Origin of the sequence: Flavobacterium sp. UBA4197 (assembly GCF_002379575.1) — a bacterium.
Taxonomy (GTDB): domain Bacteria; phylum Bacteroidota; class Bacteroidia; order Flavobacteriales; family Flavobacteriaceae; genus Flavobacterium; species Flavobacterium inviolabile.
The window spans coordinates 1-12,839 of record NZ_DFUB01000003.1 but is presented as its reverse complement, the minus strand read 5'-3'; the positions used below and the strand labels follow the sequence as shown (position 1 = coordinate 12,839).

The window sequence follows — 12,839 nt, the reverse complement described above, 5'->3', positions numbered from 1 at the left end:
AAAAGAAATAAGAGAAAAGAAGTGAGAGAAAAGAAGTGTGAAGTAGGGGTGTGAAGTAGGGGTGTGGAGAACCGGTTAAATGATCGGGAAATCATCCTTTAATAAAAGATATTGTCTATAATAACGCACATAAAAAAGCCGAATCATTAAATGATCCGGCTTTATTTTTTAGGTTTTACCCCTTTATATTAATGCTTTCTTTACAAATAACTGATCGCTGTCGTTAAGAACGTAGTCATTAGTGTCCCTTTGCTTTGCTATTAAATTTATTTTTTGTTTCTAAAATTTCGGTTGTTCTGCGTTCTGGGAGAAAATGCTTTTTTTACTTCTCTGCCTGGTACCGGTTTCGGTAAACTGGCTTCTTCCGTTTTGCTGGAAGGAGCAATCAACTCGTTCAGTGTTTTGATTTCAGCATCCGTTAGATCTCTGTAACGGCCAACTTGAACATCCAGTGAAATATTAATAATACGGATACGTTTTAAGGCGGTAACCTCATAATCCAGGTATTCGCACATTCTTCTGATCTGGCGGTTCAATCCCTGCGTCAGAATGATCCGGAAAACAAATTTGCTGATCTGTTCAACCTTACATTTTTTGGTTACCGTATCCAATATCGGAATACCGTTACCCATTCGCTGAATAAAACGATCGGTGATCGGTTTGTTAACCGTAACGACATATTCTTTTTCGTGATTGTTACGCGCACGAAGGATTTTGTTGACAATGTCACCATCATCCGTCATAAAGATTAAGCCTTCACTGGCTTTATCCAACCGGCCAATCGGGAAAATACGTTTCGGATAATTGATGTAGTCCACAATATTGTTGCGGACATCCTGATTGGTGGTACATTCAATTCCGGCAGGCTTGTTAAAGGCCAGATAAACCGGTTTTTCTGTTTTCTCGCGAATCAGTTTTCCATCTACTCTTACTTCATCATCAGGAGTCACTTTAGTACCCATTTCCGGAACGATCCCGTTAATGGTTACACGACCTTCCTCAATAAGCCTGTCCGCCTCACGACGGGAACAAAATCCGGTTTCGGATAAGAATTTATTAAGGCGTTTTACATTTTCTTCCATTTTACAAAAATAAGCTAATTTGAAGACTTCTAAGAATTAAAAAACGAAATAATCAGCAAAAAGGAGGGCTTTTTATTCAATAATTAATGGTTTTGACCATTGAATTCCGCTGATATCTGTCAATACTAATGTATAGGTTCCCCGGGGTAAATCCTGTATTTCTTTTGCATTAAGGGTAATTACAGCCTTAGCACCAAGCGGAATAACCAGGCTGTGTTTGCCGGGTTTGATTTTAGCGACATGTTTGTTTTGGATCTGTTCTTCCGGGAATGCCGCCAGCTGGTCATGCTGCAAGGCAAATACGGTTTTGGCAGCAGCATCCTGCAGGCTGATGCCAATCAGGAAAGAACCGTACACATCGGCTCCTTCTGTTCTGTAAACAGAAAAATGAAGTGCGTTGTTGTGATATTGCAGGGTTTCAAGGGCTATTTTTGGTTTTACCGATTTGTTATGCAGGGTTCCCCAGACACCACCATGGAAATACTGATTGGTAAACAGTGTCATAAAGGTAATGAACAGTGTACCAGTTATTCCTGTAAAGAGCATCTTTTCTTTAGATAATGGCAGCGTACCGGAAGTGAGGAATGCCGCCAAAGGATTCCGTTTTAAAAAAGGGAGATAGTTGTCTAAAGCAAATTTTCCTCCTCCGGTAAAGAAAACCGTAAATCCGGAAGCCAATCCCAAAACGCCGATCTGCCATTCGTCCAGGCAGGTGGTGCCTAGCCATCCAGCGCCTAAAAGAATACCCAGAGCAAGGAAGAAAACACCAATGCTCATTAATCTGGTAAAGAGCCCAAGCATAAAAAACAAACCTACAATTCCTTCGATGATTGTAAAGCCGATCATGGACCACCAGAGGGCATCGGGATGGGTAACGAGGTATTCGATAAGCGGTTGTATTCCCAATGCATTTGGGAGGAAATGATTGAATTTTTCGCCGATATATCCGGCAGTTTCGGGATCTAATTTGTTTTCGAGTACCAGGCGTCTCCAGAAAGCTGAAAAATACGTCCAGCCGGTAACGATGCGAAGGGAAAGCGTGAAAAATCCTGCCCAATAAAAAGTCGGGCTATTGTGTGGAATAGTCATAGTTGTAATTTTTAAAATGAATAAAGCATGTTGCTAGGTTTTTTAGCAAAGCGGATTTTAAAAATTACAATAAGGCAATCTTCTGTTTTTTATAGAGCAGATAGAGCGGATGGAGGTTCCTCTTTTTGGTACTGTTATATTCCGGATTGACAGTAAGCCTGCCAATGGTATTTCTGGTAAAACCGGAACAGCTAACAACGGGAACTTCCGGAACGAGGTATGCCACAGCCGTATGCTGCTGTTGGAATGTAAACGATTCGGAGTTTTCGGTAAACGAGCAATCGCTTTTGTCAAAGTAAACCGTTTGGGAAAGGTTTAATGTTTTGGTGAGCGGAACATCCAGTATTGTATGGATCGATTTCTTCGTATTGCACGATGCTAAAATCAGCAAAAGCGACAGCATCACCAGCCGGATAAATCCGATGTGAAAAGAAACCGTTTTATTTTGCTCAATCCTCATCTGTCAAAAATAGGCTATTTAAAACGAAGAAAATAGTTAAAACTTAGTCGGCTTCAAAAAGGAAACGGTAAATGCGCTGGTTTAAATGGTCGTCGTGTAAACTATGTCCCAATCCTTTGGTTTCGATAAATTCTGCCGACTTCCAGGCTTGGGCTATTTTCTTACCTTCGTTAAAGGAAACCACCAGATCGTCCACATCATGAGCAATCAAGCCTTTGAGTGTGAAATCGGAGGCAAACCGGTCGCCTGAAAATTCATTGGGATCAATATTAAAGCGTTCGGTTATTCTTTTTTCCAGCAGGCAGGATACTTTTTTATTCAGGCTGAGCATTTTTTTATAGTTGTTCAGTACGATCATAAATTCGCTCGGAGCGCCTAAAATAACCATTTTTTCCAGCATCGGGTTTTTATAGGTGTAGTGGTAGAATATACAGGTGGCACCGCCCATGGAGTGACCAATCAGGAATTTCGGATTGAATTTCTGCATAATGGTATCCACATACCGGGCATATTCCGGAATGTTGAATTCACGTCCGCTGGAAAGCCCCTGTGCCGGACCGTCGAGTGCGATAATGGTGCTTCCGGATTGCCGCAGCTGAACGATGATTCTTTCCCAGCGGGAAGCATTGCTTTCCCAGCCGTGTACTAACAGGATACGGTGTTCGTTACCTTTCCAGGTATAGGTTTGTATGGTCTGGTTTCCAAAGGTGACTGCTTCGGCATGAGCCTCGCTCAGGATACCCGGAATTTTATTCGGATCGAGTTTTCCTTCTCTGGGTTCTGTAAAAAAACGATAGGCAAGCTGTGCCGATTTTTCCGGAAATAAAAAGCTCATCAGATTAATATACAATCCGATAGACTTTGTGAGTATATAGTATAGTATTTTGTTGAGTAGTTTCATAAAAAAAGCCTCCGTTTGGAGGCTTTAAGTTACTTATATTTTAGAAAATAATTGTTCCATTTTCTCTTTTTCTTCGTCAGCTAATGCACTGTCTACTAAAATTCTTCCACTGTGCTCATCTGTAATAATTTTTTTACGGGAAGCAATTTCCATCTGTGTTTGCGGCGGAATTGTAAAGAAAGAACCTGCAGAAGCACCTCTTTCGATTGAAACAACTGCCAAACCATTTCTAACACTGGTACGGATTCTGTTGTAAGCTGCTAATAAACGGTCTTCAATTTGTGACTGATATTCGGCAGATTTGTTTAATAAGAACGTTTCCTCTTTTTCAGTTTCAGACATGATATCGTCTAATTCTGCTTTTTTGTGTTTTAAGTGAGATTGTTTTGCATCCAATCGCTCTTTGGTTTGTGAAATAACTTCTTTTTTATGTTCGATAGAAGCTTTCATCTCACGGATGTGTTTTTCCGCTAATTGAATTTCCAATTCCTGAAATTCCACCTCTTTTGTTAAAGAGTTGAATTCTCTGTTATTACGAACATTTTTTTGTTGTTCTGTATATTTCTTGATCGCCTCTTTGTGACCATCGATAGCATTCTTTTTTTCCTTGATTTGCTCTTCAATAGAATCCAAATCGCTTTTTAATTTCTCTAAACGAGTGCTTAATCCAGCTACTTCATCTTCTAAATCCTCCACTTCAAGAGGTAATTCTCCTCTCACGTTTCTAATTTCATCAATGCGTGAATCGATTAACTGTAAGTCATAAAGTGCTCGTAACTTATCTTCTACACTTAGTTCTTTGATGTTTGCCATATTTTAAAAGTACTTAACTGGATTTGTATTTTCTTCCGATAAAATGATTGCAAAATTAGCAATTTTTTTCGTAAGATAATCAACTATATAGTTTTTTGTATATCTTTCACTTTCAAAATGCCCGATATCGGCTAAAAGAAGCTTGTTTTCGGCTTCATAAAACTGATGGTATTTTAAATCGGCAGTTAAAAAAGCATCGGCACCCATGCTAATGGCGTTTTTAATGGCGAAACTTCCGGAACCACCCAGTACGGCAACTTTTTTAATGGCTTTTCCGGTAAACGCACTGTGACGGATACCACCGGCCAGCATTTTTTCTTTAACAAGTGCCAGGAAATCAGCTTCCGCTAGCGGATGGTTAAATTCACCGATCATTCCCAATCCGATGTTCTGATGGGTGTTTTGCAGATCGTAAATTTCATAAGCGACTTCTTCATAAACATGGCTGGCAAAAAGGGCTTTCAGAATTTTGGACTGCAGGTGTTTTTCAAAAGTGACCTCGATTTTAATTTCCGCAGCTTCTACAAATTCAAAACGTTCTCCAATTTCCGGATTGCTGTTTTCATTCCCCATATAGGTTCCCGTTCCGGTGGAGTTAAAGCTGCAGTCTTCATAATTGCCTATTTTTCCGGCTCCGGCATCAAAAAGGGCATTGCGCACTTTGGCAACATTTTCCGGAATGGTATAGGTAACCAGTTTTTGGATAAAGTGCTGTTTCGGAACCAATACTTTTGTATGGGTAAGTCCCAAAGCATCGCAGAAAATTTTATTGACACCCTGTTGGTGATTGTCCAGAGCGGTATGAACGGCATAAATAGCAATATCGTTGCGGATCGCTTTTATGACGGCGCGCTCCACATAGTTTTTCCCGGTTATTTTTTTTAATCCGGAGAAGAGTATCGGGTGGAAGCACACCACGAGGTTGCAGTTTTTGGCAATTGCTTCATCAATTACCGTTTCTAAAGCGTCATGGCAAACCAGGACACCGGTAGCATTAGCATTGACATCGCCAACTAACAGACCAACATTGTCAAAATCTTCGGCATAGGCAAGCGGAGCCATTTCTTCCAGTATCGCGAGTATCTCTTTAATTTTCATTTGGATTATATTTTTAATTGGTGAAGCCAACTCTTTTAAGGAGTCTAAAGCTTAAACTTTACCGTGAAAGTTATATTCAAAGATAAAAAATAGCTACTTTCGTAATATGAATTTTCTGAGAAAAATACTTTTTCCGCTTGCTATAGTGTATGGTGGTATTACGGGTATACGGAATCTTTTTTTTGACAAAGGGATTCTGAAGTCCCATTCTTTTGACCTTCCTGTTATTGCTGTTGGTAATCTTAGTGTTGGCGGTACCGGTAAAACCCCGCAAATTGAATATTTAATCCGGCTGCTTTCCGGAAAATATAAGATTGCGACATTGAGCAGGGGCTATAAACGGAAATCGGAAGGGTTTGTTCTGGCCGATGCGGCTTCCAATGCCGCAATATTGGGCGATGAACCGTTTCAGTTTTACAGGAAATTCCCGGAGGTAATGGTCGCGGTCGATGCAAACAGAACCAACGGAATACAACAGTTATTGCAGCAACAGGAAAAACCGGAAGTGATCCTGCTGGACGATGCTTTTCAGCACAGAAAGGTAAAAGCCGGCTTTTATATCATGCTTACAGCCTATAATGATTTGTATACTGACGATCTGATCTTACCAGCTGGTAATTTACGGGAAAGCAGAAGCGGTGTGAACCGTGCCGATATCGTGGTTGTTACAAAATGTCCGGAAAACTTGACGGCCATTCAGCAGAACGAAATTAAAACCAGGTTTAAACTGGCTTCACATCAGCAATTATTTTTTACTTTTATCCAATATCATGATGCTGTTTTTTCTGAAGAGAATTCAATAGCTGTTAAGGACATAGACAGCGATAAAGTGCTGCTGGTGGCCGGTATTGCCAAGCCGGAGCCGTTTTTTAATCATTTAAAAGCTGCTAAAAACAATTGTATGGCGTTTCCGGATCACCATGATTTTACCGATAAGGATATAGCCGAAATAAAACAAAAAGCGAATAATAAAATAATAATTACCACCGAAAAGGATTATGTGCGGCTGGCAGGGAAATTGCCTTCAGGACAATTATTCTACCTGCCAATCATCAGTTCTTTTGTGGGTAATAAAGATGAATTTGATAAAACTATTTTAGATTATGTGGGAGCAAGTACAAGAAACAGTTAATTACATTAAGGAGAAAACCAATTTTACACCGGAATATGGTGTTATTTTAGGTTCCGGTTTGGGTGGATTTACAGCAGATATTAAAATAGCATTTACCTTACCGTATAGTGAGATTCCGAATTTTCCGGTTTCTACCGTTCAGGGACATAAAGGGGCTTTGGTTTTCGGAACCATAGGCGATAAAAAAGTGGTGGCGATGCAGGGACGTTTTCATTTCTATGAAGGATATGATATGAAAGAAGTTACTTTCCCGGTACGTGTAATGCGTTATCTGGGAGTGGAAAAACTTATCGTTTCCAATGCTTCCGGTGGTGTGAATCCGGAATATCGCGTGGGTTCTGTTGTGATTATTAAAGATCATATCAATATGATGCCGGAGCATCCGTTGCGCGGGAAAAATGACGAGCGTTTCGGACCTCGTTTTGTAAACATGAGTGAACCGTACAGCCGTAAAATGATTGCCAAAGCAAAAGAAATTGCAGCTTCATTAAATATAGACGTGAAAGACGGGGTTTACCTGGGATTACAGGGACCTACTTTTGAAACGCTGGCAGAATATAAAATGGTGAAAGCCATAGGCGGTGACTGTGTGGGAATGTCAACCGTTCCGGAAGTAATTGTTGCCCGACACATGAACCTGGAGTGTTTCGGTATTTCTGTAATTACCGATATGGGTGACGAACACAGTATTGACAGCATTACTCATGATGAAGTTCTGGAAGCAGCAAAAGCGGCAGAACCACATGTGCGTAACCTGATTAAAAACCTGATAGCAGCTTATTGATTGTTGCTCTGAAAAATGATGGTGGTTGCAATAATCTCGTAGAACTTTTCCGGATCGAAAGGTTTTGTAATCACCTCATTCATTCCATACGAAAGCAGCATTTCCCTGTTCTCATCCAGTGAGATCGCCGTTAAGGCAATAATAGGGGTTATGTTGTCAAACTTCCGGATCTCTTCCGTGGCGATCGTTCCGTTGATTCCCGGTAAATGCACATCCATTAGTACCAGATCATATTTATGATTGCGAAGGTGTTCGATCGCATCTTCCCCGTTTTCAATAATGGTACAGTCCATCTGTTTGCGTTCCAGCATTTTCTTGGTAATCATCTGGTTGATCTTGTTGTCTTCAACCAACAGGATTTTTTTACCAATCAGCCATTGCTCATCATAGCCCAGACCGGTTTTCTTTTCAACAAGTATTTCTTCGCCTATAGGGAAAGAAAGGTCAAAATAGAATTTGGCCCCTTCGTCAAGCTCGCTTTCCAGGTTGATCTTACCGCCTAATAATTCCACCAAACGTTTAACAATGGACAGTCCTAAACCGGTTCCGCCATATTTACGGTTGATTTCTACAGAACCCTGCGTGAAACTGTCGAAGATGGTTTCCTGTTTTTCTTTCAGGATACCAATTCCGGTGTCGCGGATTTCAAAATGAAGTTCCACAACAGCATCCACCTGTTTTTTAAGGGTTGCCTGTATCCAGACATCGCCATCTTTGGTGAATTTAAGGGAGTTGTTGATCAGGTTGATCAATATCTGGGAAAGTTTGGTAGGATCACCAACCAGGTTGTTCGGAATATTTGCATCAATATCGAGATGGCAGATAACATTGTTGTTATTCGCAAGTTCAATAAAGGAATCCATGATATTCTGAAACAGTTCCCGTATGTTGAAATTGATTTTTTCAACCTCAAGCGCATTCGATTCCACACGGTTGATCTCGAGGATATCGTTGATAAAGGTAGACAGGTAGTTTCCTGAGAATTTAAGGGAGTTCAGGTAGGCCAGCTGACTTTCCTTAGGCTTGTCCTCAATTAAAATATGGGTGATTCCGTTGATGGCATTTAACGGTGTACGCAGCTCGTGGCTTACCGTCGACAGGAATTCGGCACGCGCTTTTGAAGCTCTTTCGGCTCTTTCTTTTTCAACTTCCAGTTCGAGGTTTTTCTCTTTTAAAAGCTGGTTGGTTTTTTTACGGATGATGTTATTCTTGTACAGCGAAAGACTTAACAGGGATAAGATCGAAATTAAGGCAATGCTTAGTATACTGATCAGTTTGGAGAATTTAATGGACTTTTCCTGTTCCTTATTCTCCTTGTCCATTTTTTCAATGGTTTTCAGCTGCTCGTTGGCAATATACCGTTCAAAAGCCGCTTCGCCTATACTGTCATTGTTAATGGCAGTCAGGGAATCTTTTAGGTGTACGTACCGTTTTAAATAGTAGAAAGACTGGTTAACCGCATTGGTCTTATTGTAAAGGGTGCTGATCTTCCGGATGATTTTCAGCTTTTGTGAAATGTTATTGTTGTTCGTCAGTACATTGGCTTTTTCCAGATAATCAATCGCTTTTTTCGGATTGTTGGCCTCGTTGATTTCCGCCAGCTGATAATAGGCCTCGGCCTTGGTTTCGAAAAGGTTGTCGATATTGCTTTTGGCAATGATGTTTTTGAACAGCGCCGTAGCCAGGTTGATATTGCCTTTCTTTTTGTAGATGATCCCTTTTTGAAGGTTGATCAGTTCAATCGCATCCGGAATCTGGATTTGCTCATAAATGGAAATGGCTTTGTCGAAATAATTTTCAGCTATCGAAAAACTGTTTTTATCCAGATAACACAAGCCTAAGTTATAGTAACAGAAGGCAATGTTGGAAGAAGGTTTCAGGTTGTTGTAAATAGCAAGACTGCGGATGAAATTTTCAATCGCGTCATCCGTCTTTTTTAGCTGGTAGTATATACCGCCAATAGCCAGATAGGTATCGGCAAGCCCTTTTTCAAGATTGTTTTTGGAAGCATAATTGACTGCTTTTTTACCAAACTCAAGGGCTTTATTATAGGTATAGTTGTTCTTGTGGAAATTCGATAATTCCAGATAGTAGGTTATACTATCTACTTTTATTGGGGTAATTTTTTCCTGTGAAAAACTTTTTAATGGTAGAAAAAATAATAAAAACAGAATATACCTCATTTCTTTGTTTAAAAATCAGTATAAATATAGTTAATTATTTGTTATATGTGTGGATAATTAAATCAATTATTCGTGAAGAATAGCCGATTTCATTATCATACCACCCTACAACTTTTACCATCTTGTCTATCACGGAAGTAAGTTGGGCATCAAACAGGCACGAATTCGGATTTCCGATGATATCAACCGAAACGATTGGGTCTTCGGTATAATCAAGGATTCCTTTTAGGTTTGTTGCTGCCGCTTTTTGGAAAGCGTTGTTGATTTCTTCAATCGAAACCTGACGTTTTACATTGAAGGTAATGTCTGTTAATGAACCGTCCGGAACCGGAACCCGGATACCACATCCTCCGATTTTCCCATCCAGATCCGGGAAAATTTTAGTCAGTGCTTTTGCAGCTCCTGTTGTGGTGGGTACTATGGACTGTGAAGCGCCACGGGCTCTTCGCAGGTCTTTGTGCGGCTGGTCGTGTAAACTCTGATCGGTTGTATAGGAGTGAACCGTGGTAATATAGGCCTGTTCAATACCGCATAATTCCTGAATTACCTGAATCATCGGAGCGGCATTGTTGGTCGTACAGCTGGCATTGGAAATGATCAGCTCTGTACCGTCCAGAATATGTTCGTTAACACCCAGTACAACTGTTTTGATGTTTTCATCTTCTGCCGGAGCAGACAAAATTACTTTTTTGGCGCCTGCCTTAATATGGGCTTCGGCCGAAGGATAAGTCTTGAATTTTCCGGTAGCTTCAATAACAATGTCAATATCCAGATCTTTCCAGTTTAATCCGGAGATTTCTTTTTCATGGAAAAACAGATAGGAATGACCGTCAATTATAATGGCGTTTTCGTCAAAAGTAACCTTGTTCGGAAGTACGCCGTGAATACTGTCATACTTTATTAAATGTGCCATGGTCCTGTTGTCGGCAATATCATTTATCGCAACAACTTCAATTGATGGATGATTGAGTAAAAGTCGGAACAGGTTACGTCCAATACGACCAAAACCATTAATGGCAATTTTTATTTTCTGATTCATTTAACTAACAGTATTCAGGTGTTATATAATCGGAATGATTATAAGATATGTTTTTGTGCATGGTAGGAAGAACGTACCAAAGCGCCGCTTTCTACATGACGGAATCCCATTTCTTTACCGATGCTTTCATATTTTGCAAATTGTTCCGGTGTGATGAATTCTTTAACCGGTAAATGTTTTTTGCTGGGCTGCAAATACTGACCGATGGTCACCACATCCACATTTGCATCGCGTAAATCCCGCATTGTCTGGATCACTTCTTCTTCGGTTTCACCCAAGCCTAACATGATTCCGGATTTTGTTCTTCGGATTCCTTTTTCTTTTAAGTATTTTAAAACGGCTAAACTTCTGTCGTATTTTGCCTGGATGCGCACCTCACGGGTCAGCCGTCTTACGGTTTCCATATTGTGCGATACTACTTCCGGATCGGCTTCTACGATACGGTCGATGTTTCTTTCCATTCCCTGAAAGTCAGGAATAAGGGTTTCCAAAGTGGTTTCCGGATTCATACGGCGGATAGCCTTAACGGTTTCTTTCCAGATAATGGAGCCACCGTCTTTAATATCGTCACGATCCACACTGGTAATAACCGCGTGTTTGATGTTCATGATTTTAATGGAACGGGCCACTTTTTCCGGCTCATCCCAATCCACTGTTTCCGGACGTCCGGTTTTTACACCGCAAAATCCGCAGGAACGGGTACATACATTTCCTAAAATCATGAAAGTAGCCGTTCCTTCTCCCCAACATTCTCCCATATTCGGACAGCTTCCCGAGGTACAAATCGTATTTAACTTGTATTTGTCTACCAGTCCGCGTAATTCGGTATATTTTTTACCGGTCGGCAATTTTACGCGCAGCCATTTCGGCTTGCCTGTCGGGAGTATATTTGTGTCTAAAACAGTTTCCATTGCATACAAATTTGAAGTGCAAAGATAAAGTAATGTTGTGTATTTCCGAATCCGTTTAACGCATTTTTAATAGATGAAATCAGCGTGATTTTTACCTGTAAAACCGCTAATTTAAAAAATGGTATCTTTGTGATTATCGTTAAAAAGCCTAATCTGATTTTATCTCCCTATTATATATGAAAGCAACCAAACTCTTTGCTGATTTTTTTGAAAATGAAAAATCATCAGGAATAGTCCTGATCGTCTGCACCATTATTTCCCTGTTGTTAGCAAATTCCGTATTTCAGGAATATTATGAACATATCTGGCATTTCCGGATCGGAAGCCATTCGTTTGAGCATTGGATTAATGACGGACTGATGACGATCTTTTTCCTTTTGATTGGTCTGGAGCTGGAGCGCGAAATTTATAAAGGAGAACTTTCCAGTATTAAAAATGCGTTACTGCCCCTATTTGCTGCTTTAGGAGGCATGCTGATTCCGGCGGGAATTTATATGTTTTTCAATCAGGGTACGCCAACACAGTCCGGAGCCGGAATCCCGATGGCGACGGATATTGCTTTTGCGCTGGGAGTACTGTCACTATTGGGAAGCCGCGTGCCTTTATCGCTAAAAGTGTTTTTAACGGCACTGGCCGTTATTGACGATTTGGGAGCCATACTGATTATCGCGATTTTTTATACCGATCATCTTTCGGTGATGAACTTAGGAATTGCTTTAGGAATCATGGCAGTATTGTTTGTGTTTAACCGTTTGAAAGTGAATAATCCGTTTCCGTACCTGCTGGGTGGTGTTTTAATGTGGTATTTTATGCTGAATTCGGGGGTGCATGCCACCATTACCGGTGTTTTACTGGCTTTTGTGATTCCTTTCGGAGACGGCAGCAAGAAAACAATTTCATATAAAATGCAGCATGCCCTGCACAAACCGGTTGCCTTTTTTATATTGCCTTTGTTTGCCTTGGCGAATACGGCAATCATTATCGGGAATGACTGGGTAGAAGGGCTGACACATGAAAACAGCATCGGTATTTTCCTGGGACTTGTTTTAGGAAAACCGTTGGGTGTATTTCTGTTTAGTTTTGCAGCGGTTGCGATCGGAATTTGTAAACTGCCGCAGGATTTGCAATGGAAGCAGATTTTTGCGACCGGTTTTTTGGCCGGTATCGGTTTTACCATGTCGATATTTATAACCTTACTGGCGTTTAAATCGCAGCCGGACGATATTACCGTTTCTAAAATATCCATATTGATTTCGTCGCTGGTTGCCGGTATTATCGGTTTTATCTTTTTAAAGATTTCTTTAAAGAAGCAAACGGATACGATGACATAAATTAAAAAGGGCTGAA

12 protein-coding genes are annotated in these 12,839 nt (G+C 40.5%); 3 read left to right on the top strand and 9 right to left on the bottom strand.

The genetic code is table 11. From position 1 onward, the window contains the following. Positions 1 to 266: 266 nt before the first annotated feature. The 6 genes from rluF to B3394_RS01065 all read right to left on the bottom strand — a co-directional run bounded on the left by rluF (position 267) and on the right by B3394_RS01065 (position 5,443). A complete protein-coding gene (gene rluF, locus B3394_RS01090) occupies positions 267 to 1,082 on the bottom strand; it encodes a 23S rRNA pseudouridine(2604) synthase RluF (protein ID WP_286912073.1) in 816 nt (271 codons plus the stop codon). Positions 1,083 to 1,154: 72 nt separating this feature from the next. Then, entirely contained in the window at positions 1,155 to 2,171 is a 1,017-nt protein-coding gene (locus B3394_RS01085) for a TQO small subunit DoxD (RefSeq protein ID WP_286912066.1), read from the bottom strand. A gap of 64 nt (positions 2,172 to 2,235) precedes the next feature. Beyond that, positions 2,236 to 2,631 (bottom strand): hypothetical protein, encoded by a 396-nt coding sequence (locus B3394_RS01080; RefSeq protein ID WP_286912062.1) that lies wholly within the window; start codon positions 2,629 to 2,631, stop codon positions 2,236 to 2,238. A 43-nt stretch (positions 2,632 to 2,674) separates the two neighbouring features. Continuing rightward, positions 2,675 to 3,532 (bottom strand): alpha/beta hydrolase, encoded by an 858-nt coding sequence (locus B3394_RS01075; RefSeq protein ID WP_286912060.1) that lies wholly within the window; start codon positions 3,530 to 3,532, stop codon positions 2,675 to 2,677. A gap of 33 nt (positions 3,533 to 3,565) precedes the next feature. Beyond that, the gene (locus B3394_RS01070; RefSeq protein WP_177732820.1) at positions 3,566 to 4,345 is read right to left on the bottom strand and encodes a zinc ribbon domain-containing protein; all 780 of its coding nucleotides are present in this window, start codon (positions 4,343 to 4,345) and stop codon (positions 3,566 to 3,568) included. A 3-nt stretch (positions 4,346 to 4,348) separates the two neighbouring features. Then, positions 4,349 to 5,443 (bottom strand): Nif3-like dinuclear metal center hexameric protein, encoded by a 1,095-nt coding sequence (locus B3394_RS01065; protein ID WP_286912058.1) that lies wholly within the window; start codon positions 5,441 to 5,443, stop codon positions 4,349 to 4,351. Between the two features lie 106 nt (positions 5,444 to 5,549). On the opposite strand from B3394_RS01065, the gene lpxK reads away from it, so the two are divergent. Beyond that, on the top strand, positions 5,550 to 6,575 hold the full coding sequence (gene lpxK, locus B3394_RS01060; RefSeq protein WP_286912056.1) for a tetraacyldisaccharide 4'-kinase: 1,026 nt from the start codon (positions 5,550 to 5,552) through the stop codon (positions 6,573 to 6,575). Next, positions 6,547 to 7,359 (top strand): purine-nucleoside phosphorylase, encoded by an 813-nt coding sequence (locus tag B3394_RS01055; protein ID WP_177732825.1) that lies wholly within the window; start codon positions 6,547 to 6,549, stop codon positions 7,357 to 7,359. The genes lpxK and B3394_RS01055 overlap by 29 nt, the downstream gene beginning before the upstream one ends. On the opposite strand, the gene B3394_RS01050 is transcribed toward B3394_RS01055, so the two are convergent. From B3394_RS01050 to lipA, 3 genes are read right to left on the bottom strand one after another with little or no spacing between them, the layout of a single operon-like run. Further along, positions 7,353 to 9,542, bottom strand: coding sequence for a tetratricopeptide repeat-containing hybrid sensor histidine kinase/response regulator (locus B3394_RS01050; RefSeq protein ID WP_286912052.1), 2,190 nt, complete (start codon positions 9,540 to 9,542; stop codon positions 7,353 to 7,355). The genes B3394_RS01055 and B3394_RS01050 overlap by 7 nt on opposite strands. Positions 9,543 to 9,576: 34 nt before the next feature. After that, positions 9,577 to 10,581, bottom strand: coding sequence for a type I glyceraldehyde-3-phosphate dehydrogenase (gap, locus tag B3394_RS01045; protein ID WP_177732830.1), 1,005 nt, complete (start codon positions 10,579 to 10,581; stop codon positions 9,577 to 9,579). Between the two features lie 38 nt (positions 10,582 to 10,619). Then, positions 10,620 to 11,492, bottom strand: coding sequence for a lipoyl synthase (gene lipA / locus B3394_RS01040; protein ID WP_177732832.1), 873 nt, complete (start codon positions 11,490 to 11,492; stop codon positions 10,620 to 10,622). A gap of 176 nt (positions 11,493 to 11,668) precedes the next feature. Between lipA and nhaA the strand changes: the two genes are divergently transcribed. Then, positions 11,669 to 12,823, top strand: coding sequence for a Na+/H+ antiporter NhaA (nhaA, locus tag B3394_RS01035; protein WP_177732834.1), 1,155 nt, complete (start codon positions 11,669 to 11,671; stop codon positions 12,821 to 12,823). Positions 12,824 to 12,839 lie beyond the last annotated feature (16 nt).

Bases quoted from the DNA above. Each gene is read 5' to 3' on its own strand.
- B3394_RS01055 (WP_177732825.1), top strand. From the start codon at position 6,547: ATGTGGGAGCAAGTACAAGAAACAGTTAATTACATTAAGGAGAAAACC.
- B3394_RS01075 (WP_286912060.1), bottom strand. From the start codon at position 3,532: ATGAAACTACTCAACAAAATACTATACTATATACTCACAAAGTCTATC.
- rluF (WP_286912073.1), bottom strand. From the start codon at position 1,082: ATGGAAGAAAATGTAAAACGCCTTAATAAATTCTTATCCGAAACCGGA.
- gap (WP_177732830.1), bottom strand. From the start codon at position 10,581: ATGAATCAGAAAATAAAAATTGCCATTAATGGTTTTGGTCGTATTGGA.
- lpxK (WP_286912056.1), top strand. From the start codon at position 5,550: ATGAATTTTCTGAGAAAAATACTTTTTCCGCTTGCTATAGTGTATGGT.
- B3394_RS01070 (WP_177732820.1), bottom strand. From the start codon at position 4,345: ATGGCAAACATCAAAGAACTAAGTGTAGAAGATAAGTTACGAGCACTT.
- nhaA (WP_177732834.1), top strand. From the start codon at position 11,669: ATGAAAGCAACCAAACTCTTTGCTGATTTTTTTGAAAATGAAAAATCA.
- B3394_RS01085 (WP_286912066.1), bottom strand. From the start codon at position 2,171: ATGACTATTCCACACAATAGCCCGACTTTTTATTGGGCAGGATTTTTC.
- lipA (WP_177732832.1), bottom strand. From the start codon at position 11,492: ATGGAAACTGTTTTAGACACAAATATACTCCCGACAGGCAAGCCGAAA.
- B3394_RS01080 (WP_286912062.1), bottom strand. From the start codon at position 2,631: ATGAGGATTGAGCAAAATAAAACGGTTTCTTTTCACATCGGATTTATC.
- B3394_RS01050 (WP_286912052.1), bottom strand. From the start codon at position 9,542: ATGAGGTATATTCTGTTTTTATTATTTTTTCTACCATTAAAAAGTTTT.
- B3394_RS01065 (WP_286912058.1), bottom strand. From the start codon at position 5,443: ATGAAAATTAAAGAGATACTCGCGATACTGGAAGAAATGGCTCCGCTT.